This window comes from Pseudomonas sp. yb_5, from assembly GCF_043103865.1.
Lineage (GTDB): Bacteria > Pseudomonadota > Gammaproteobacteria > Pseudomonadales > Pseudomonadaceae > Aquipseudomonas > Aquipseudomonas putida_Y.
In genome coordinates this window covers 18780-38852 of record NZ_JBICKE010000077.1, presented here as the reverse complement: position 1 = coordinate 38852, position 20073 = coordinate 18780, and the positions used below count along the sequence as shown (strand labels likewise).

At 61.8% G+C, this 20073-nt stretch carries 13 protein-coding genes; 5 read left to right on the top strand and 8 right to left on the bottom strand.

The genetic code is table 11. The features are described 5' to 3' along the window. Positions 1–20: 20 nt before the first annotated feature. The 4 genes from ACF8GF_RS12370 to betI form a co-directional block, all read right to left on the bottom strand. Positions 21–1763, bottom strand: coding sequence for a potassium/proton antiporter (locus ACF8GF_RS12370; protein WP_021783701.1), 1743 nt, complete (start codon positions 1761–1763; stop codon positions 21–23). A 412-nt stretch (positions 1764–2175) separates the two neighbouring features. Next, the gene (betA, locus tag ACF8GF_RS12365; protein WP_176684798.1) at positions 2176–3873 is read right to left on the bottom strand and encodes a choline dehydrogenase; all 1698 of its coding nucleotides are present in this window, start codon (positions 3871–3873) and stop codon (positions 2176–2178) included. 77 nt (positions 3874–3950) lie between these two features. Continuing rightward, the gene (betB, locus tag ACF8GF_RS12360; protein ID WP_392487859.1) at positions 3951–5423 is read right to left on the bottom strand and encodes a betaine-aldehyde dehydrogenase; all 1473 of its coding nucleotides are present in this window, start codon (positions 5421–5423) and stop codon (positions 3951–3953) included. A gap of 39 nt (positions 5424–5462) precedes the next feature. Further along, positions 5463–6119 (bottom strand): transcriptional regulator BetI, encoded by a 657-nt coding sequence (gene betI / locus ACF8GF_RS12355; protein WP_209969470.1) that lies wholly within the window; start codon positions 6117–6119, stop codon positions 5463–5465. A 475-nt stretch (positions 6120–6594) separates the two neighbouring features. On the opposite strand from betI, the gene ACF8GF_RS12350 reads away from it, so the two are divergent. Both ACF8GF_RS12350 and ACF8GF_RS12345 read left to right on the top strand, forming a co-directional pair. Next, entirely contained in the window at positions 6595–8598 is a 2004-nt protein-coding gene (locus ACF8GF_RS12350; protein WP_370844375.1) for a BCCT family transporter, read from the top strand. 117 nt (positions 8599–8715) lie between these two features. Next, positions 8716–13401: a dermonecrotic toxin domain-containing protein gene (locus ACF8GF_RS12345; RefSeq protein WP_392487858.1), complete on the top strand. Its 4686-nt coding sequence runs from the start codon at positions 8716–8718 to the stop codon at positions 13399–13401. A 44-nt stretch (positions 13402–13445) separates the two neighbouring features. On the opposite strand, the gene ACF8GF_RS12340 is transcribed toward ACF8GF_RS12345, so the two are convergent. From ACF8GF_RS12340 to gpmI, 4 genes are all read right to left on the bottom strand, one after another. Beyond that, entirely contained in the window at positions 13446–14213 is a 768-nt protein-coding gene (locus tag ACF8GF_RS12340) for a divergent polysaccharide deacetylase family protein (RefSeq protein ID WP_176684803.1), read from the bottom strand. A gap of 8 nt (positions 14214–14221) precedes the next feature. Then, positions 14222–15538 carry a S41 family peptidase gene (locus ACF8GF_RS12335; RefSeq protein WP_176684804.1) on the bottom strand — a complete coding sequence of 439 codons (1317 nt, stop codon included), beginning with the start codon at positions 15536–15538 and terminating at the stop codon, positions 14222–14224. A gap of 78 nt (positions 15539–15616) precedes the next feature. Further along, a complete protein-coding gene (locus ACF8GF_RS12330) occupies positions 15617–16924 on the bottom strand; it encodes a murein hydrolase activator EnvC family protein (RefSeq protein ID WP_392460887.1) in 1308 nt (435 codons plus the stop codon). A gap of 141 nt (positions 16925–17065) precedes the next feature. After that, entirely contained in the window at positions 17066–18601 is a 1536-nt protein-coding gene (gene gpmI, locus ACF8GF_RS12325; RefSeq protein WP_176684806.1) for a 2,3-bisphosphoglycerate-independent phosphoglycerate mutase, read from the bottom strand. A 207-nt stretch (positions 18602–18808) separates the two neighbouring features. Between gpmI and ACF8GF_RS12320 the strand changes: the two genes are divergently transcribed. From ACF8GF_RS12320 to secB, 3 genes are read left to right on the top strand one after another with little or no spacing between them, the layout of a single operon-like run. Further along, positions 18809–19222: a rhodanese-like domain-containing protein gene (locus ACF8GF_RS12320; RefSeq protein ID WP_176684807.1), complete on the top strand. Its 414-nt coding sequence runs from the start codon at positions 18809–18811 to the stop codon at positions 19220–19222. 1 nt (position 19223) lies between these two features. Then, entirely contained in the window at positions 19224–19478 is a 255-nt protein-coding gene (grxC, locus tag ACF8GF_RS12315) for a glutaredoxin 3 (RefSeq protein ID WP_003249204.1), read from the top strand. 39 nt (positions 19479–19517) lie between these two features. After that, positions 19518–20003, top strand: coding sequence for a protein-export chaperone SecB (gene secB / locus ACF8GF_RS12310; protein WP_003249206.1), 486 nt, complete (start codon positions 19518–19520; stop codon positions 20001–20003). Positions 20004–20073: the final 70 nt, after the last annotated feature.

Below are 20073 nucleotides of genomic sequence, written 5' to 3'. Positions count from 1 at the left end.
GGATCCGGCTGAAACGAAGTTTAGAGGAACAATCCTGGTCCGGGTCGCGTTCCTTCGGGGAATCTGACGCCTACTTTCTGGATCTTGTTCCCGTCCATGGTTGCCACGGTCCAGATCGTGCCATGCCATTCGACCTGGTCCCCTACTACTGGAGCGCCTCCGACCTTCTGTCGGATGAACTGCGCCAGCGGCATTTTCGCGTCGAGGCCATCGAGTTTCAGGCCGTACAACGCCGCCACTGCACCCAGTTCGGCATCGCCTTCGAGCACGAAGTCGCCGAAGAAACGCAGGTCCAGGCCACGTTGCGGCGCCTGGCTGAACAGTTTGCCCAAGGCAGGCAGGTTGTGCTCGTGGCCGATCACGCAGAGCATGTCGCCAACTTCCAGCACGGTGCTGCCCGACGGGTGCAGCAGTTGCTCGCCACGGAACAGCGCGGCAATCCGCGTGCCTTCGGGCATTTTCAGTTCGCGCAGGGCGGCACCGATGCACCATTTTTCTGCGCCCAGACGGTAGACGAACATTTCCCACTCGCTGGTGATGTGCACCTCAAGGGCGGAACGGGAGATCGGCGCCGGGTCTGGCGGTACCGTCACCTTCAACAGCTTGGCCATCCACGGCAGGCTGGTGCCTTGCACCAGCAGCGATACCAGCACGATGAAGAAGGCCAGGTTGAAGAACAGTTGGGCGTCTGGCAGGCCCGCCATCAGCGGGAACACCGCCAGAATGATCGGTACCGCACCGCGCAGGCCGACCCACGAAATGAAGCCCTTTTCACGGCCGTGGAAAGCCTTGAACGGCAGCAGGGCAGCAACCACCGACAGTGGCCGCGCCACCAGGATCATCCACAGCGCCAGGCCCAGTGCTGGCAGGGCGATGGGCAGCAGGTCGTGCGGCGTGACCAGCAACCCCAGCACCAGGAACATGCCGATCTGGGCCAGCCAGGCCATGCCGTCGAGCATATGCAGGATGCCATGGCGGCTACGGATCGGCCTGTTGCCCAGCACCAGGCCGCACAGGTATACGGCGAGGAAGCCGCTACCATGCAGGGCGTTGGTCAGCGAAAACACCACGAGGCCGCCGGCCACTACCAGAATGGGGTACAGGCCGCCGGCCAGATTGATGCGGTTGACCAGTTGCAGCATCAGCCAGCCGCCGCCCAGGCCAACCAGCGCGCCGATACCGAACTCACGCAGCACGTGGCCCAGCAGGCTCCAATGCAGGCCGGTCTCGCCGCTGGCGATCATGTCGATCAAGGTGACCGTGAGAAACACCGCCATTGGGTCGTTGCTGCCCGACTCGATCTCGAGGGTAGCAGAAACCCGTTCGTTCAGGCCTTTGCCGCCGAGCAGCGAGAACACTGCAGCGGCGTCGGTGGAGCCGACGATGGCGCCGATCAGCAGGCCCTGGATCAGGCTGAGCTGGAACAGCCAGGCGGCAACCAGGCCGGTGAGGGCGGTGGTGATCATTACCCCGACCGTGGCCAGCGACAGCGCCGGCCAAAGCGCTACGCGAAAGCTTGCTACCCGCGTGCGCAGGCCGCCGTCAAGCAGGATGACGGCCAGTGCCAGGTTGCCCACCAGGTAGGCGGTTGGGTAATTGTTGAAGATGATGCCGCCACCATCGACACCGGCGAGCATGCCGACGGCGAGGATGATGACCAGAATAGGGATACCCAGGCGCGACGACAGCGAGCTGACCAGGATACTTGCACCCACCAGCAATGCGCCGATCAGGAACAGGCTGTTGATGGTGCTTGCATCCAAAGGCAGGTACTCCGAGACAGCGAGGGGGAGGGACTTGGTAGCGCATTTTTCAGCAAAAGCTAGCAGGTCGCGTGCCAATCGATTCTAACCTGAGGCCGACGCAGGCTGTAAAGCGCTACCGCATCGTCGTTGCGGCGTGCGGCTGTAATGTTCGCCCACTGTCAGGCAGCTGAGTAACATGAATGGCAAAGAAACCATTTTCCTCGCCTAGGTGGCTCAGTGCCTGCTCGGGCAATTTCCTGATTTGCACAATCTGGCGCGCCGGGCGGCGGGCCATGTGCTTCGCCACCATGCCACCGCGACAGCGGGGCGAGAGCGGCTGGTCAGGCAGATCAGTGGCAGGGAAGCTTTCTTTGCGCTGCCCGCCTGAGCAAACGTGAAAGGGGCCGCTGTGCGGCCCCTGATCAAGGCCTCAGCCCTGCTTCACTTCACGCATCGGCTTGCCTTTCACTGGTGCATCCCCTGCCACGTAGTACTTGGCGGTGCTGCGCGGCAGTGGCTTGCGACCACGGATCTTGTCCGAAATCTTCTCGGCAATCATGATCGTGGTGGCGTTGAGGTTACCGGTGATGATCAGTGGCATGATCGAGGCATCGACCACGCGCAGGCCCTGCATGCCATGCACGCGGCCTTCGCCATCGACCACGGCCATGTCGTCGGTGCCCATCTTGCACGAGCAGGATGGGTGGAAGGCGGTTTCGGCGTGCTCGCGGATGAACTTGTCCAGCTGCTCGTCGGTTTGCACGTCGGGGCCCGGGCTGATTTCGCGGCCACGGTATGGGTCCAGCGCTGGCTGGGCCATGATTTCACGGGTCAGGCGGATGCCGTCACGGAATTCCTGCCAGTCCTGCTCGGTGGACATGTAGTTGAACAGGATGCTCGGGTGCTGGCGTGGGTCTTTCGACTTGGCCTGGATGCGGCCACGGGCAGGCGAGCGCATGGAGCCCATGTGCGCCTGGAAGCCATGTTCCTTCACACCATTGGAGCCGTTGTAGTTAATCGCAACCGGCAGGAAGTGGTACTGGATGTTCGGCCACTTGAATTCAGGGCGGGTACGAATGAAACCACCGGCCTCGAACTGGTTGCTGGCGCCGATGCCGGTGCCATTGAACAACCACTCGGCACCGATGGCCGGCTGGTTCCACCACAGCAGCGATGGGTACAGCGATACCGGCTGGGTGCAGGCGTACTGCAGGTACAGTTCCAGGTGGTCCTGAAGGTTTTCACCAACGCCCGGCAGGTCGTGCACAACCGGGATGTCGAGGCTTTCCAGCAGGGCGCGCGGGCCGACGCCGGAGCGCTGCAGCAGCTGCGGCGAAGCGATGGCGCCAGAGCTGACGATCACTTCCTTGCGGGCGCGGGCTTCAACGCGCTCTTCGCTGTCGCCGACCAGGTAGGTCACGCCTACGGCGCGCTTGCCGTCGAACAGCACGCGGTCGCTCAGGGCGTGGGTGACGATGGTCAGGTTCGGGCGTTTCTTGGCTTGGTCAAGGTAGCCACGGGCGGTGCTGGAGCGGCGGCCATTCTTGGTCACCGAACGGTCCATCGGGCCGAAGCCTTCCTGCTGGTAGCCGTTGAGGTCTTCGGTGCGCGGGTAACCGGCTTGCACGCCAGCTTCAACCATGGCGTGGAACAGCGGGTTGTTGCCGGCCTTTGGCGTAGCAACGCTGACCGGGCCGTCACCGCCGTGGTAGTCGTTAGGGCCGATGTCACGGGTTTCGGCTTTGCGGAAGTACGGCAGGCAGTCGAGGTAGGTCCAGTCTTCCAGGCCTGGCAGTTCTGCCCAGCCGTCGAAGTCCATGGCGTTGCCGCGGATGTAGCACATGCCGTTGATCAGCGACGAGCCACCCAGGCCCTTGCCACGGCCACATTCCATGCGGCGGCCGTCCATGTGCGGCTCTGGGTCGGTCTCGTAAGCCCAGTTGTAGCGGCGGCCTTGCAGCGGGAAGGCCAGGGCGGCTGGCATCTGGGTGCGGAAGTCGAAGCGGTAGTCGGGGCCACCGGCTTCCAGCAGCAAGACGGTGACGCCGGCGTCTTCGGTCAGGCGGGTCGCCAGGGTGTTACCGGCCGAGCCGGCACCGACGATGATGTAATCGAATTCTTGGGACATGAAAGTACCCTCGTGTTGGCGGTGATCGGGGAGCGGGTACGCCCGTGCGCGGTGGCACGGGCGTGGCTAGACAGGGTTCAGAAAACCGAGGTGTAGCCGCCCAACTCGACCTGGACCGACTTGATGCGAGTGTATTGAGCCAGCGAGCTGACGCCGTTTTCACGGCCGACGCCCGACTGCTTGTAGCCACCTACCGGCATTTCGGCCGGCGATTCACCCCAGGCGTTGATCCAGCAGATACCGGCTTCGAGCTTGTGGATGATGCGGTGGGCGCGGGTGATGTCGTTGGTGCAGACGCCGGCGGCCAGGCCGTAGTCGGTGTCGTTGGCACGGCGGATCACTTCTTCTTCGGTTTCGTAGGTGAGAATGCTCATCACCGGGCCGAAGATCTCTTCCTTGACGATGGTCATGTCGTCGGTGCAGTCGGTGAACACGGTCGGGGCAACGAAGGCACCTTTGGCGAAGTCACCGGCAGTCAGACGCTCGCCGCCGCACAGGACGCGGGCACCTTCTTCCTTGCCTTTGGCGATGTAGCCCAGCACGCTTTCCATGTGCTGGAAGCTGACCAGCGGGCCGAAGTTGGTGTTTTCGTCTTCCGGGTTGCCAGCGCGGATGCGGGCAACGCGCTCGGCGATCTTGGCTTCGAAGGCCGCCTTCATTTCAGCTGGGATGAATACGCGGGTACCGTTGGTGCACACCTGGCCCGAGCTGTAGAAGTTGGCCATCATGGCGATGTCAGCGGCCTTGTCCAGATCGGCGTCGGCACAGATGATCAGTGGCGATTTGCCGCCCAGTTCCATGGTCACTTCCTTCAGCGAAGAGCTGGAGGCGCTGGCCATGACTTTCTTGCCGGTGGTGGTGCCGCCGGTGAACGACACTTTTTCGATGCGCGGGTGCTCGGTCAGCCAGGTGCCGACTTCGCGGCCGCTACCGGTCAGAACGTTGAACACGCCGTTTGGCAGGCCGGCTTCGGTGTAGATCTCGGCCAGTTTCAGAGTGGTCAGCGAGGTGACTTCCGACGGTTTGAAGATCATCGCGTTACCAGCGGCCAGGGCCGGGGCAGATTTCCACAGGGCGATCTGGATCGGGTAGTTCCAGGCACCGATGCCCACAGTCACGCCCAGCGGCTCGCGGCGGGTGTAGACGAAGGACGATTCGCGCAGCGGAATCTGCTCGCCCTCGATGGCCGGGACCAGGCCTGCGTAGTATTCCAGCACGTCGGCGCCGGTGACGATGTCGACGTAGCGGGTTTCGGAGTAAGACTTGCCGGTGTCCAGGGTTTCCAGCATGGCCAGCTCGTCGTTGCGCTCGCGCAGGATGTCGACGGCGCGGCGCAGGATGCGCGAACGCTGCATGGCGGTCATCGCGGCCCAGATCTTCTGGCCACGCTCGGCGCTTTCCACGGCCTTCTCGACGTCTGCCTCGGTAGCACGCTGTACGTGGGCGAGGACTTCGCCAGTGGCCGGGTTGATGGCTTCGAAAGTGGCATCGCTGCCAGCGTCGACGTAAGCGCCATCAATGTAGAGTTTTTGCGTTCCGAAACGGGCCATAGTGTCCTCGCAAGTGCAGTGTGTGGTTTGGCTTGCGCGTCATGCTCCTGCCGGGTTGGCAAGGGCCCTGCGCGCATGGTCAGCAGCCTGGTCGTTTGTGCCCAGGGTGTGCTGCTTGGCCAGTTGTAGTTCCATGTATTCGTAAGCAATCCGTACCGCCTGGTCGGTGTCGAATGCATCACCCGACAGGGCGCCACGCAGCCACAAACCGTCGATCAGGGCTGCCAGACCGCGGGCTGCCTTGCGCGCATGGTAGAGCGGCAGGACGCGGCGGAACTGGCAGCACAGGTTGGAATACAAGCGGTGGTCGTTGATCCGCTGCAACCTGTGCAAATCGGGCTGGTGCATGCTGGAAGCCCAGAAGGCCAACCAGGTTTTCATTGCCGGGCCGTTTACCTGGCTGGCATCGAAGTTGCCCTCGATGATCACTTTCAGGTGAGCGCGCGGGCTGTCGTCTTTCAGGGCCTGGCGACGTGCTCTGACGCCTTCGTTGAGCATGCTCATGATGTAACCCATCGTCGCTGCGATCAGGCCGTTCTTGTCCCGAAAGTAGTGACTGATGATGCCGTTCGACACACCGGCCAAACGGGCAATCAGCGCAATGCTGGCGTCCCCCAGTCCGACCTGATCGACCGCCTGCAAGGTGGCTTCGATCAACTGCTGGCGCCGGATGGGTTGCATACCGACCTTGGGCATCTTGCTATCTCCTCAGGCCTGCGAGCAGACGACAGGCGGCTGACTCGGCGAAGGCCAGTCTATTTTGTTTTGATTGAACGTTCAATCAATAAAGAATAAGCTCTGCGACAATTTGTGCCATTGACAGTTTTTCAGGCGGTCGAGAAGGCACGGATTGACACCCCAGGAAATCGTGTAACCCCCGGAATACAAGGCGTTGACGGGCGTGAGCGATGCGAAATGCAGATTCTGCCGTACGGTCATTGGTCCTGCGGCAGGCCCTTGGAGCGGGCGGGGTGCTCTGTGACGAATGCGCGCACCTCCGTTGAGGCGTGGCATTTTCAGCAGGCCACCTGTCTGTTTTTGGCAACGTATCGATTCGGGATCACGGTTTCCAGGGTTCTTTTATAACACCTGATGCAGTGGGGATATTCCACCAATTGCTCGGGAAAGACTGATTAGCCTCCACAGCCGCACTGCCCGGAGCATTCGTGCAATGAGTTCTGCCTCACTTATCAAGCCCCCCGCCGAGAGGGTACGGGTCAACCGCGTGGTGTTCTTCACCTCCGCGCTGATGATCCTTGTTCTGACTGCCTTGCTGATCGCTGCACCCGAAACTGCCGGCCAAGTGCTGGGCGTGGCCCAGAAGTGGCTGACGCGTACCTTTGGCTGGTACTACATGCTGGTCATCTGCGGATACCTGCTGTTCGTCGTCTACCTGGCTTTCTCCGACTACGGCAGCCTCAAGCTGGGTGGCAAGGACGACCAGCCGGACTTCAGCTATGGCGCCTGGGCCGGCATGCTGTTCTCGTCCGGTATCGGTATTTCGCTGCTGTACTTCGGCGCTTCCGAGCCGCTGGACCACTATTTCAATCCCCCGGAAGGCACACCGGCCAGCCTCGAGGCCGCTCGCCAGGGCTTGCAGCTGACCTTCCTGCACTGGGGCCTGCACGGCTGGGCGATCTATGCCCTGGTCGGCCTGGCCGTGGGTTACTTCGCTTACCGCCACAACCAGCCGCTGGCACTGCGCTCGGCGCTGTACCCGCTGGTGGGCGAGCGTTGGGTCAAGGGTGCTGCCGGCAATGCCGTCGACATCTTCGGCATGTTCGTCACCCTGCTTGGCCTGGTGACCAACCTGGGTATCGGCTCGATGCAGGTCTCTTCGGGCCTGGAATACCTGTTCGGCATGGACCACAGCAAGACCAACCTGCTGGTGGTGATTCTGGTCATGGCCGGTGTGGCCACCGTGGCTGCGGTCTCGGGTGTGGAAAACGGCATTCGTCGCCTGTCCAACCTGAACATCGTGCTGTTCAGCGGCCTGCTGATTTTCGTATTGCTGGGCGGCGAAACCCTGCACCTGCTCAATGGCCTCGTGCAGAACGTCGGTGACTACCTCAACGGCATCGTGCTGAAAACCTTCGACCTTTATGTGTATGAAGGCGAAGCCGGCAAGTCCGAGCGCTGGTTGGGTCTGTGGACCGTGTTCTACTGGGCCTGGTGGATCTCCTGGGGCCCGTTCGTCGGCATGTTCATTGCGCGTATCTCCAAGGGCCGTACCGTGCGCCAGTTGGTCATGGGCGTGCTGCTGATTCCGCTGGGCTTCACCCTGGCCTGGCTGTCGATCTTCGGCAATACCGCACTGGACCTGGTGATCAACCAGGGCGCTGTGGAACTGGGCAAGACTGCGCTGGAACAGCCGTCGATGTCGATCTACCAACTGCTGGAATACTTCCCGGCGGCCAAGATCGTGATTGGTGTGGCGGTGTTCGTCGGTTTCGTGCTGTTCCTCACCCCGGCCGACTCCGGCGCGGTGATGATGGCCAACCTGTCGTGCAAAGGCGGCAAGGTCGACGAAGACGCCCCGCACTGGATGGTGGTGTTCTGGTCCGTGGTGATCACCCTGGTGACCATCGGCCTGCTGTTTGCCGGTAACTTCGAGGCCATGCAGACCATGGTCGTGCTGGCGGGCCTGCCGTTCTCGGTGGTGCTGGTGCTGTTCATGTTCGGCCTGTACAAGGCCATGAAGCAGGACGTGGTGATCGAGCAGGAGCGCGCCGAACTGGCCGCCCGCGGCCGTCGCGGCTTCAGCGAGCGCCTGACCCAGCTGGAACTGCAGCCGACCCAGGCCGTGGTGCAGCGTTTCATGGACAAGCAGGTCAGCCCGGCGTTGAAAGAAGCCGCTGCACAGCTGCAGACGTTGGGCTTCGAGGTGGAAACCCGCGTTGGCCAGTCGCGCAACCTGATGGGCTTGCGGGTGATGATGGAAGAAGGCAACCCGTTCGTCTATGAGGTGAGCCTTGACGGCTATATGGCCGCGCCGAGCGAGGCGCCGGTCGAGGGTGAGCCTGAACTGCGCCAGCGCTTCTACCGCGCCGAGGTCTACCTGCATGACGGCAGTCAGGAATACGACCTGATGGGCTTTGCCCCAGACCAGATCGTGCGTGATGTGCTCGACCAGTTCGAGAGCCATCGCCAGGTGCTTGGCCGCGTCTATAGCTGACTGCCCGGCAGGTCGCCGCACCGCCAGGTGCCGCGGCCTGCCAGCAGTAATATGTAGCACCTCTTTCGATAACATCTCCAGGACGCTTTGTGGTTCATTCCATAACGAGTCCTGGTCATGCCCGCCACTCACGCGCACAACCTCAAACACGCAGTCGCCGCCCAGTTCGCCAGCCGTCCCACGCTCCGCCAGGTCGCAGGGGAACAGGTCATGAAGGTGATCCTGGAGCACTATCCTCTGGTTGGCGTGCATCGCCCTGAGATGACCTCGGCTGCACCGCTGTACCTGATGTCCATGCATCCGGATGGCGTCTGGCACCCTCAGCCGCTGGTGGATGTGGTGCTGCAGGCCCTGCTTGCGGCTAAACCACTGGACCTCGCCCCAGCGGGTGACTACCGCCTTAGCCTGAACCCGCCCCGGCGCTTTTTCGCCATCGAGTCGAGCCTCGAAACTGCCGAGGGCGATTTGATCGAGCCCGCGCGCCTGACCGATGGCCTCAACGCATTGCTGCCGATGCTGCTATGGCACTTCCAGCAAGCGCAGATCGACTATTGGAACGGCGACGCCACGATCGACCGCGACCTGTGGTTGCAGCAGTTGTTGCGCGCCAACCTGCTCGATGGCCTGAAAGACGAAGCGCTGGACGACGAACAGCGCAAGCTTCTGCGTGACCTGATGATGGGCAACCGCACCGGGCTCGATGTGCAGCTGGTGCGGGTAGCGTTACGTCAGGGCGAAGACACTTTCCATGAGCTGTTGCCCGGCTTGCTGATTACCGCCTCCAGTGAAGTTCGCGAACTGACACTCTGGTGTTCTCCCGAAGGCCTGGTCCGCAGTTTCGACGCCCAGACTTCATTCGGCGCGGCGTTGCAAATACAGATGGCTGGACGTTACCGGTTTGATGAGTTGAGCTGGCAAGGCCTGACTGTGGAGGGCGACGCTTTCGCCCTGTACAGCGCCCTGTTGCTGGAAATCTTGCTCGAACGCTTGGCCCGCCTGCGCTGGAGTGCGATCGACAGCGTCGACCAACTGGAGCATTACTGCCATTTGGCCTGCGAGCCCGCGTCCTTTTTTACCGAGTTCAGTGACCAGGGCACCGGTGGGCTGGGCCTGGCGCTTCCCAAGGGCCTGTCGCGAGCCGATACGGATAGCCAGACCGCCTATCTGCAAGCCATGCTCGACTTGTCGCTACTGCAACAGCACAGCCCAGCCCAGGGCATTCGGGACGGTCTGCCGGACTTGCACACCTATGCGGCGACGCGCCTGCGCGAGGAGATGCTGCATGACCACCCGGTAGACGCCAATTACTTCCCTGACGACCTTATCCTCACTGTCGAGACCTTTGTCAGTGACGGTCACGGGCTGGGCTTCGGCCAGAAGACCGGTGAAAAGAAGCTGACCTTGACGCAACTGGCGATCGGCCGCCTGGATGCCACCGCAGGAGGGGTGGTGACACATATCGCGCACCGGGAAAACCAGCTGATCATGAAGTGGATGACTATTGATTACGTCCGTGAGCTGGTGCAGCGAGTCGACATCGGCGGCACGTATCCACGTCATGTACAGTCGATGCTCGATCGCTCGGCGAGCCGCGCCGAACACATCTCGGCATTTGCCATACGCTGGCGTATTACCCTGATGTTCGATGCCGCGCGGGCGCGGGCAGTCAAGCGGCTCGACAAGTTCGCCTACGGCGCCCTGGCAGAATTCTGCCGTAGTGGCCAGGAAGGTGCAGCGGCTGTGCGCATTGCGGCGCTTGCGTTCAAACGCTCGCCGACATCAGAGAGGGTCGATGTGGCGCATGGTTTCTACGTGATCGAACTCATCGAGTTGGGTGCTCATCTGTTGTATTGCCCGCTGTACACCGACAAGGCACTGATTCAGTTCGACAGCGCTCAGGCACTGTTGGATGCGATCAGCCGCCCGGGGGCGTTGCAGGACAACGTGCTGCTTTGGATCGAGCAAGCTCAGCGCGGGGTCTACGACAATGGTGGCTTCCGGGAGCCGCACCTGCCCCAATGGCTGCCCGACCCTTACACACTCCCGGAGAAACCGCAGCCTGTTCAGTTGGCGCTGCAATTCTGGGCGCAGGACGTGGATCGGCAGATGTTCGAAGCCAAGGGCCGGATGTTGCTGGAGCTGGCGGATCGCAGCGCCATGAGTAACAGCGAGGTGCGCTGGCGGCTGGTCACGGCATTTTCCTGGGAGCTGCTGAATGTTGTGTTTCCGGTGTTACCGGGGCCGCTCACCTCGGTTGCCTGGCTTTACATCGGCATGAGCAGCCTGATCAACGATGTGCAGGGGCTGGCCAGCCCGCATCTCGACGAGCGAATCCAGGCGATGGTCGATGTGCTGAACAACACCTTGCTGGCGCTGATACACCTGCAGACGCCGAAACTGGCAGCGCCGGCCGTTTCTGGTGACCTGCCGCCATCGCTGCTCCAGGGGCCACCTCCAGGCAATGGGGTCGAGTTGGCGAACCTTTCCACAGCAACGCGGGAGCCCAGTACCTCGGTCGACAGGCTGCAGGCGATGGCCAACACCCAGCTCGACTTTTCCTGGCGTGGGGCTGGGGGGCTCAACGGCCTGTCAAGTGCCCAGCGCGGCCAAATGCGGGCGTTGGCGACCAGCGTTTCGCTGGCGGGGCGTGAACCGCAGACGCAGGGCGTGGCTGCTGGCCTGGTGCGGATTGGGGATGATTTCTATGTGTCTCTGGACGGTGATGTCTACCGAGTCAGTCTTGATAACGCAGCGTTTCGCATCATCGGTCCGGACGGCACGGTTGGGCCATACCTGATGCGCGACGGCAATGTCTGGCACCTCAATAATTCGCGATTGTACGGTGGCAATGATCGCTCCGGCGAGTTGGCCCGCGAGCGACTGCGCAAGAAACTAAGCGGGCCGATCGCCAAGGCTCAGGCCGAGATAGAGCGGCTTCTCTTGGCCGCGGAGGCTGCCACGAAGGATTTCAACGCGTTGAGCGAGCAGATTGTCGGTTTGCGTGATCCGGTAAAAAAAGTCGAGGACCGGCTGCAAAAGGCGTCACCAACCGACCCGGGCGAACGTGCGCAATTCGAGCAGGCTACCGAGTTGTTCAAGCGCAAACTCCAGCAGTTGCACGAGCAGACGAATGCGCTGCGCACCCGGCGCCTGGCGTTGAACGACAGACTGTTTCAGGGGTATCTCGAGGCTGAACGCAACATTATCTACGTGCTCGACAAGGCGAGCGCCTCGACGCAGGGCGGCAGCGTGAGAGATCAACGGATACTCTTGGGCCAGGTCCGCAAGAACCTGATCAGCTTTGGCATGTTCTTCATTGATGAACTCCTGGCCTTGGGTGGGTTCAGGGAATATGACCAACTCACCAATGCGCTCAATGTCGCACCGCCAGAGAAACAGGCCGAGTTGTATGCCAGGTTCCGGACGATGTTGGAAAAGTTGCTTGAAGAGCAGCCCAGGATCATCAATGTCTCCAGCCAGCTGGATCGCCTGTTGGCCATCACCGATATCGACATGCAAGTGCCTTACGTCAATACCACGCTGACCGTTTCGAGCATTATCGAGAGCCGCAAGACGACCACGATCAACATCCGGTTTTTCCAGGCCATGGGCCTGGTCGAGCTGGCCCTGCAGTGGCACAAAGGCACGCCTACCCAGCACTACATGATTTTCCGCCATGCGCTCGCCAGTCAGCGTTTGCGGGTGGCCGCACAAACGCATCATCTGCTGATGTTCTGTGACTTGCCTGTCGCCGAACGAATTGAGGTGCTGCAAAGTGCGTGGGACGAATACCTCGCGGCGATTCTCAACGCCGAACGGATCAAGACACTCGGCAGCAAGCTCATCGATGTCCAGCGCCTTGAGGCTTACAAGCAACAGATGGTGGAGCTGAAAACCATAGCCGGTGAGGCGTTGGTCGAGGCCATGCGCGAGCAGGCGGACGGGCAGGTTCGTGGCACACGTCGTGCGGTCTATTCACGAAAGAGCCTGCAGGTGGCCCATACGCGGGCTGGTCAGATAGTCATTGGCAGCGAATCGGTGGTCGACGGGCAGGCGGTGCTGCAAGTTGTAGCGGCTTTCAACAAGAGCGCGCTGCATCGCTTCCAGAAGCAGGGAAACACCTGGGTTGAAGAGGTAGCCGCGGGCGAACCGGAACAGCCGTTGCGGACTTCTACCCCGGAGTCCGAAAGGAACAACCGGGAACTGGCCGAGGCCATGCTGGCACAGAATGAAAATGTCATCGCTCAAGCCAGAGCCCTGGTTGCCAAGGATGCTGACGACATGGGCCTGATGTCGATGCTGGACGGCCAGATCAACGAAGTGGCCGAGCTGCGTGAACAGCTCAGCGATGCCAACGCAGAGCACGCACTGCTGGCGGGCATGGACGATGCGCTGATTCAGTTGCGCCAGGCCCGCCGCGACTGTTTGGTAGCGCTTTACAGCAAGACGCGCTACCCAGGTTCCAGAGGGCTGAATTTTCTCCATCAGCAGGGGTTGCTCGCCGTGGAATATGTCGGGCCTCGGCAGGTGGTCTCCGATGGCTATCTGGACGAGTACCGGATCAGCCTGTTGCGGGCTCCCGGCGAGGCCAAGGGTAGACCCTTGTGGGCCGCGCATTTCCACTTTGCCGACTCGCAGGCGGCGCCGACGGCGTTTGGCAAAGGCCATCTCAAGCTGTGGAGCCAGCGCAAGATGGGGTATCGCGAGCAAATGAAGGCGGCGAGCGAGGGGCAGGTACTGAGCATTTATCGGGGTAACCTGACCTACGCACAGGCCAGGGATGTCATTCCGTTCAACCTCTGAACATTCGCCCGGGTGGCCCAGCGGTTGCCCGTGATCAGCAAATGCTAGCGATTGCTGTAACGGCCATGCTTACCGTGTGCAGGCATGGCCTGGTTGCCACGTGTGGCGATCATCTGTTGCAGCGTGACCAGTTCGATACCCAACTGCTTGAGCCGGGGAATTTGACTTTCCAGCACCGCGAGCGTCTGCGGGTATGGGTGGCCGATCAACACCGCGGAGCCTTGCTTGCGGGCCAGCGCGATACCCTGTTGCAGCTGAGCGTCGATGGCTTCCAGTGTGCGCACGTCATCCAGAAATACATCCCGCGACACATGCGCCACATCGTGTGCTTGAGCCTCGGCCGCGGCGACCGTGGCGGCACTGGTGCGGCTGTCGACGAAGAACAGTTGGCGCCGCTGCAGCTCGCCCATCAACCACGCCATGGGTTCACGCTGTGCGGTCATGCGGCTGCCCATGTGGTTGTTGATGCCGGCGGCGTAGGGCACCTTGACCAATGCTGCGTCCAGGCGCCGCGCCAGCTCTTCGATGGCGATGCCCGGGTGCCAGGCATAGGGGCCGGTGGCCGGGTCCATGGGCATGTGCAGGATCACCGTCTTGCCGGCCTTGTGCGCCTGGCGGGCAAAGTCGGTGGCATGCGGGGTGTCGGGCATGATCGCCATGGTTACCGGCCCGGGCAGGGCCAGGGTACGGCTGTCACGCTCGGTGCTCTGGCCCAGGTCGTCGATGATGATGCTCATGTAGGCCTTGTTGGCCGGCGCCGCTTGCGCGATTCCGGCCATCAGGCAAAACAACAGACACAGCAGATAACGCATAGGGTGGCTCAGTCGCCCTTGGTGATGTTCAGGCCCTTGAGCAGGCTCAGTGCCTGGCTCAGCTGGAAGTCGTCATCCTGCGGGCGTTCCTTGCGCTTGCTGCTGCCCGTCGGGCGGTCGGCGCCGCCGTTGCCGTTGCCCAGGTGGCCCTGCAGGTCGGCTTCCTTGAAGTTTTCGGTGTCGGCCTCGGCGGTGAGCTTGGCCTGGCGCACTTCGATGTCCGGGACGATGCCCTGGGCCTGGATCGAACGGCCGTTGGGGGTGTAGTAGAGCGCAGTGGTGAGCTTCAGGGCGCGGTCGTTGGCCAGTGGCAGCACGGTCTGCACCGAGCCTTTGCCGAAGCTGTCGGTACCCATCAGTACGGCGCGCTTCTGGTCCTGCAGGGCGCCAGCGACAATTTCCGATGCCGATGCACTGCCACCGTTGATCAGCACCACCAACGGCACGCCTTCGCTGGCATTGGCCGGGTTGGCCGAGAAACGCAGCTCGGAGTTGGCGATGCGGCCCTTGGTGTAGACGATCAGGCCTTTGGTCAGGAAGTGGTCGGCCACTTCCACCGCCGACTGCAGCACGCCGCCTGGGTTGTTGCGCAGGTCCAGCACTACCCCGCGCAGCTTCTTGCCGTTGTCCTTGCGCAGCTTGGCCAGCGCCTTGCCCACTTCGTCACCGGTCTTGACCTGGAACTGGGTGATACGGATGTAGCCGTAATCGTTCTCCAGTAGCTGGCTCTTCACGCTCTTGACCTGAATGACCGCACGGGTCAGGTTCACGTCAAACGGGGTGCCACCGTCGCGCACCAAGGTCAGGGTGATTTTCTCGCCGACCTTGCCGCGCATCTTGTCGACCGCTTCGGTCATGGTCTGGCCGCGGGTCGGGGCGCCGTTGATCTTGACGATCAGGTCACCAGCCTGCACGCCGGCCCGCGAGGCCGGGGTGTCGTCGATTGGCGAGACCACCTTGATGAAGCCGTCTTCCTGGCCTACTTCAATGCCCAGCCCGCCGAACTCGCCGCTGGTGCTTTCCTGCAGTTCCTGGAAGTCCTCGGGGCCAAGATAGGCCGAGTGCGGGTCAAGGTTGCTAAGCATGCCCTTGATGGCGTTTTCCAGCAGGGTCTTGTCGTCTACCGGTTCGACATAGGCGGCCTTGATACGGTCCAGGACCTCGGCGAAGGTGCGCAGTTCTTCCAGCGGCAGTGGCGCCTTGGCGGTCACCTCGGTGGCTGGCACTGCGGCGGCCTTGGCCGGCTCTGCGGCGGTGGCCAGGGGCGCGCCTACCGCCAGGGCGATGGACAGGGCCAGCTGGGTGAGACGAGGCGAGTGCAGCATGTCGAACGAACTCCTGATCCTGTAAGCGCTCCCTGGGGAGCATCGGCGCAGCACTCAGGCTGCGCCGTAGAAATGTGACTAGCCTCGGCACCACTGCGAAGGGTCGGTAGGGCGGCCCTGCTGGCGGATAGCGAAGTACAAGCCTGCAGCTTCCTGGCCACCGCTGTTGCCCACGGTGGAAATGGCTTCACCGGCCTTGACGATATCACCGGCATTCTTGAGCAGGCTCTGGTTGTGGCCGTACAGGCTCAGGTAACCGTTGCCATGGTCGAGAATGACCAGAAGCCCGGCGCCGCGCAACCAGTCCGCGAAAACCACGCGCCCGCCGTGCACGGCGCGTACCTGAGTGCCCGGGGTGGCGCTGATCATCACTCCGTCCCATTTGGCACGGGCGTCGCTGCCGCGGGCATCGCCGAAACGAGCCAGCAGTCGACCATTGACTGGCCATGGAAGTTTGCCCCGCGCAGCAGAAAATGCGCCGCCGTAGTTCGCACCATCGCTGGAAACCATCGGCCCGAGGGTGGTGCGGGCCTTTTTCGGCGGCTCCGCTGGCTCACGGGCCTGGTCGCGGGCAGCGGCGGCGGCCAGCGCTGCCTGCTTGCGGCGTTTTTCCGCTTCCTGCTGCGCCAGCAGGGCCTTCTTGCGCGCTTCTTCAGCTTCACGGGCCTGGCGGGCGAGGGTTTCCTCGATGGTCTTCAGGACCTTGGCCAGGTCGGCCTGGTCCTGTTCGCGCGCTTGTAGCTTTTGACCGCGGTCCTTTACATCGCTGTTGAGCTTGGCCAATACCTGCTGGCGCTTGGCGCGCTCGGTTTCCAGCGCCTGGCGGCGGCTGTCGAGGTCCGCGCGCTGGGCCAGCAGCTGTTGCTGCTGGCTGGAAATTTCCTGTTCGACGTTGGCCAGTTGGCGCAAGGTCTCGTTGAAGGTGCGCAATTGCTCCAGGCGCGCCTTGCTCAGGTAGTCGTAATAGGTGAGGGTGCGGGCGAATTTCTCGGGGTTCTGCTGGTTGAGCAGCAGCTTGAGGTATTCCTCGCGACCGTTGTTCTGGTAGGCCGAACGGGCCTGGATGGCGATCAGTCGTTGTTGTTCAACGCGGGCGCTCTGGAGTTTTTTTTTCTCGGTATCAAGGCGCTCCAGCTCGCCTTCAGTCTTTTTTAGTTCTTGCTGCAGGGCCTCCACCTGCTTTTCGAGGTTGCCGATGTCGGTTTCGGTGGTTTTGAGGTCCTTTTGCACACCGGCCTTTTCTTCCTGGAGCTTGCTCAGCGTTTTCTTGAGCTCGGCAATGTCCTGGCGGGTGGCATCCAGTTGCTGCTGGGTCTGCGCGCGCTCATCGGCGAAGGCCGGGCTGAGCAGGCAAGACAAGGCTAGGAGGATCAGGGCGCGAAGCATGGGGTTTGGCGTACCAAGGATGGAGACTGGCCTAGTATGCCCGCGTGGGCAGGCAAAAAAAACGCCTCGCTGCGGATGCAGGGGGGCGTTTGTCTGGAATTCATGGGCAATTGGGGCTGCAAGGCAGCCCCTCGTTGCCATTCAGGCGTCGACCAGAATCGAAGTACCGGTCATTTCCACCGGCTTTTCCAGCCCCAGCAGCTTCAGCATGGTCGGTGCCACGTCGGCCAGCACGCCGCCCTCACGCACTTTCACGTTGCGCTTGCCAACATAGATGAACGGTACCGGCTCGGTAGTGTGTGCAGTATGCGCCTGGCCGGTGCACTCGTCCTCCATCTGCTCGACGTTGCCGTGGTCGGCGGTGATCAGCGCCTCGCCGCCGACCTTGTCCAGCGCGTCGACAATGCGGCCTACGCAGGTATCCAGCGCTTCGACGGCCTTGACTGCCGCTTCGAACACGCCGGTGTGGCCGACCATGTCACCGTTGGCGTAGTTGACCACGATGACGTCGAAGCGCTGCTGTTCGATGGCTTCGACGATGCGATCGGTCACCTCTGGTGCGCTCATTTCCGGTTGCAGGTCATAGGTGGCGACCTTCGGCGACGGGATCAGGATGCGTTCTTCGCCTTCGAACGGCTCTTCGCGGCCACCAGAGAAGAAGAAGGTGACGTGGGCATATTTCTCGGTTTCGGCGATGCGCAGCTGGGTCTTGCCGTTTTTCGCCAGGTATTCGCCCAGCACGTTGTTGAGGCTGGATGGCGCAAAGGCTGCTGGTGCCGGGATCTTCGCCGAATACTGGGTCAGGCCGATGTACGCCGCCATCTTTGGCAGGCGCGCACGGGCGAATTCCGTGAAGTCTGGCTCTACAAATGCACGCGACAGTTCGCGAGCACGGTCGGCGCGGAAGTTCATGAAGATCACGGCATCGCCATCTTCGACCTTGACGGCTTCGCCGATGCGCGTGGCCTTGACGAATTCGTCGCTCTCGTCGCGGGCGTAAGCTGCTTCAAGGCCTGCTTGGGCCGTGTCAGCGGTGTACTCGGCAGCGCTGTCGACGATCAGGTTGTAGGCGGCGCTGACACGGTCCCAGCGGTTGTCGCGGTCCATGGCGTAGTAGCGGCCGATCAGGCTGGCGATGCGGCCCTTGCCCAGCTTGGCGAAGGTGGCATCGAGCAGTTCGATGGACGACTGCGCGCTGCGTGGCGGGGTGTCGCGGCCATCGAGGAAGGCATGCAGGTAGATCTTTTCGGCGCCACGCTGGGCGGCCAATTCGGCCATGGCCACCAAGTGGTCCTGGTGGCTGTGTACGCCACCATCGGACAGCAGGCCGAGAATGTGCACGGCCTTGCCAGCACTGGCTGCCTTGTCCACAGCACCGGTCAGCACCGGGTTTTCGAAGAACTCGCCGTCGCGGATGGCCTTGGTCACCCGGGTGAAGTCCTGATAGACGACACGACCTGCGCCGAGGTTCATATGACCGACTTCGGAGTTGCCCATCTGCCCGTCCGGCAGGCCGACATCCATGCCCGAGCCGGAAATAAGGCCATGCGGCTGGGTGGCGCACAGGCGGTCATAGACCGGTTTATTGGCGGCAAAGATGGCATTGTGTTCGGGGATATCGCTATGGCCGAAGCCATCCAGGATAATCAGGACCAGGGGTTTGGGCGTGCTCGTCATCAATCAAACTCACGGTTGTTCAAAGATGATAAAGACACGCATTTTAGGGCAAATACGCCACCCGCGGCGAATATTCGTCCCATTCCACCGACCGGCGCACCTGTGCTAGCAACATGAAGGTGGTTTTGTGGCCGGCCCGTCGGGCTTTGGTGGCACCAAGGGGCTGTGTATACTGGCCGGCATTTTCAATCGCCTGGAACACCGCTGATGGTTGCTCACCTGATTCAATTCGCGACAGATCACTACATCCTGGTTGCGATCTTCCTCATTTTGCTGGTCCTGCTGCTTATCAATGAAATCCGTCGTGGTGGCCAGAGCCTGACTAACGGCCAACTGACAGCCATGGTCAATGCCGAGAAGGCCCTGGTGATCGACATTCGCCCGGCCAAGGAATACTCCGCTGGTCATATCGTCGGTGCGGTGAACATCCCGCAGGACAAACTGGCCAACCGCATGACCGAGTTGGGCAAACATAAAGAGAAGACCCTGATTGTCGTCGACGCGATGGGCCAGCAGTCCGGCACTATTTGCCGCGAGCTGCTCAAAGCTGGTTACAACGCCGCCAAACTGAGCGGTGGCGTTTCCAGCTGGAAAGCCGATAACCTGCCCCTGGTGAAGTGATATGAAGCCTGTCATCGTCTATTCCAGCGACTACTGCCCCTACTGCATGCGCGCCAAGTACCTGCTCGAGAGCAAGGGCGTGGCCTTCGAGGAAATCAAGGTCGACGGCAAGCCGCAGGTTCGCGCCGAGATGAGTCAGAAAGCCGGCCGTACGTCGGTGCCGCAGATCTGGATCGGCAGCACCCATGTCGGTGGATGCGATGACCTCTATGCCCTGGAGCGCGCCGGCAAGCTCGACGCGCTGCTGGCGGCCTGATTTGCACTGCATTCAAAAACATTAGGATAAGGATCTGACATGACTGACCAACAGACCAACGGCGCTGCTGCAGAAGACAACAGCCCTCAGTTCTCCCTGCAACGCATCTATGTGCGCGACCTGTCGTTCGAGGCCCCGAAAAGCCCGCAGATCTTCCGTCAGACCTGGGAGCCAAGTGTTGCCCTGGACCTGAACACCAAGCAGAAATCCCTGGAAGGCGACTTCCACGAGGTCGTGCTGACCCTGTCGGTTACCGTCAAGAACGGTGACGAAGTGGCTTTCATTGCTGAAGTGCAGCAGGCCGGTATCTTCCTGATCGCCAACCTCGATGCGCCTTCGATGAGCCACACCCTGGGTGCGTTCTGCCCTAACATCCTGTTCCCTTATGCCCGTGAGGCCCTGGATAGCCTGGTGACTCGCGGTTCGTTCCCGGCGCTGATGCTGTCGCCTGTCAACTTCGACGCCCTGTACGCGCAAGAAATGCAGCGTATGCAGGAAGCGGGTGAAGCGCCTACTGTGCAGTAATAACTGCCGGTATCAAGAAAGCGCCTCTCGGGGCGCTTTTTTTTGCCTGTGCGGGCCTCTTCGCGGGTAA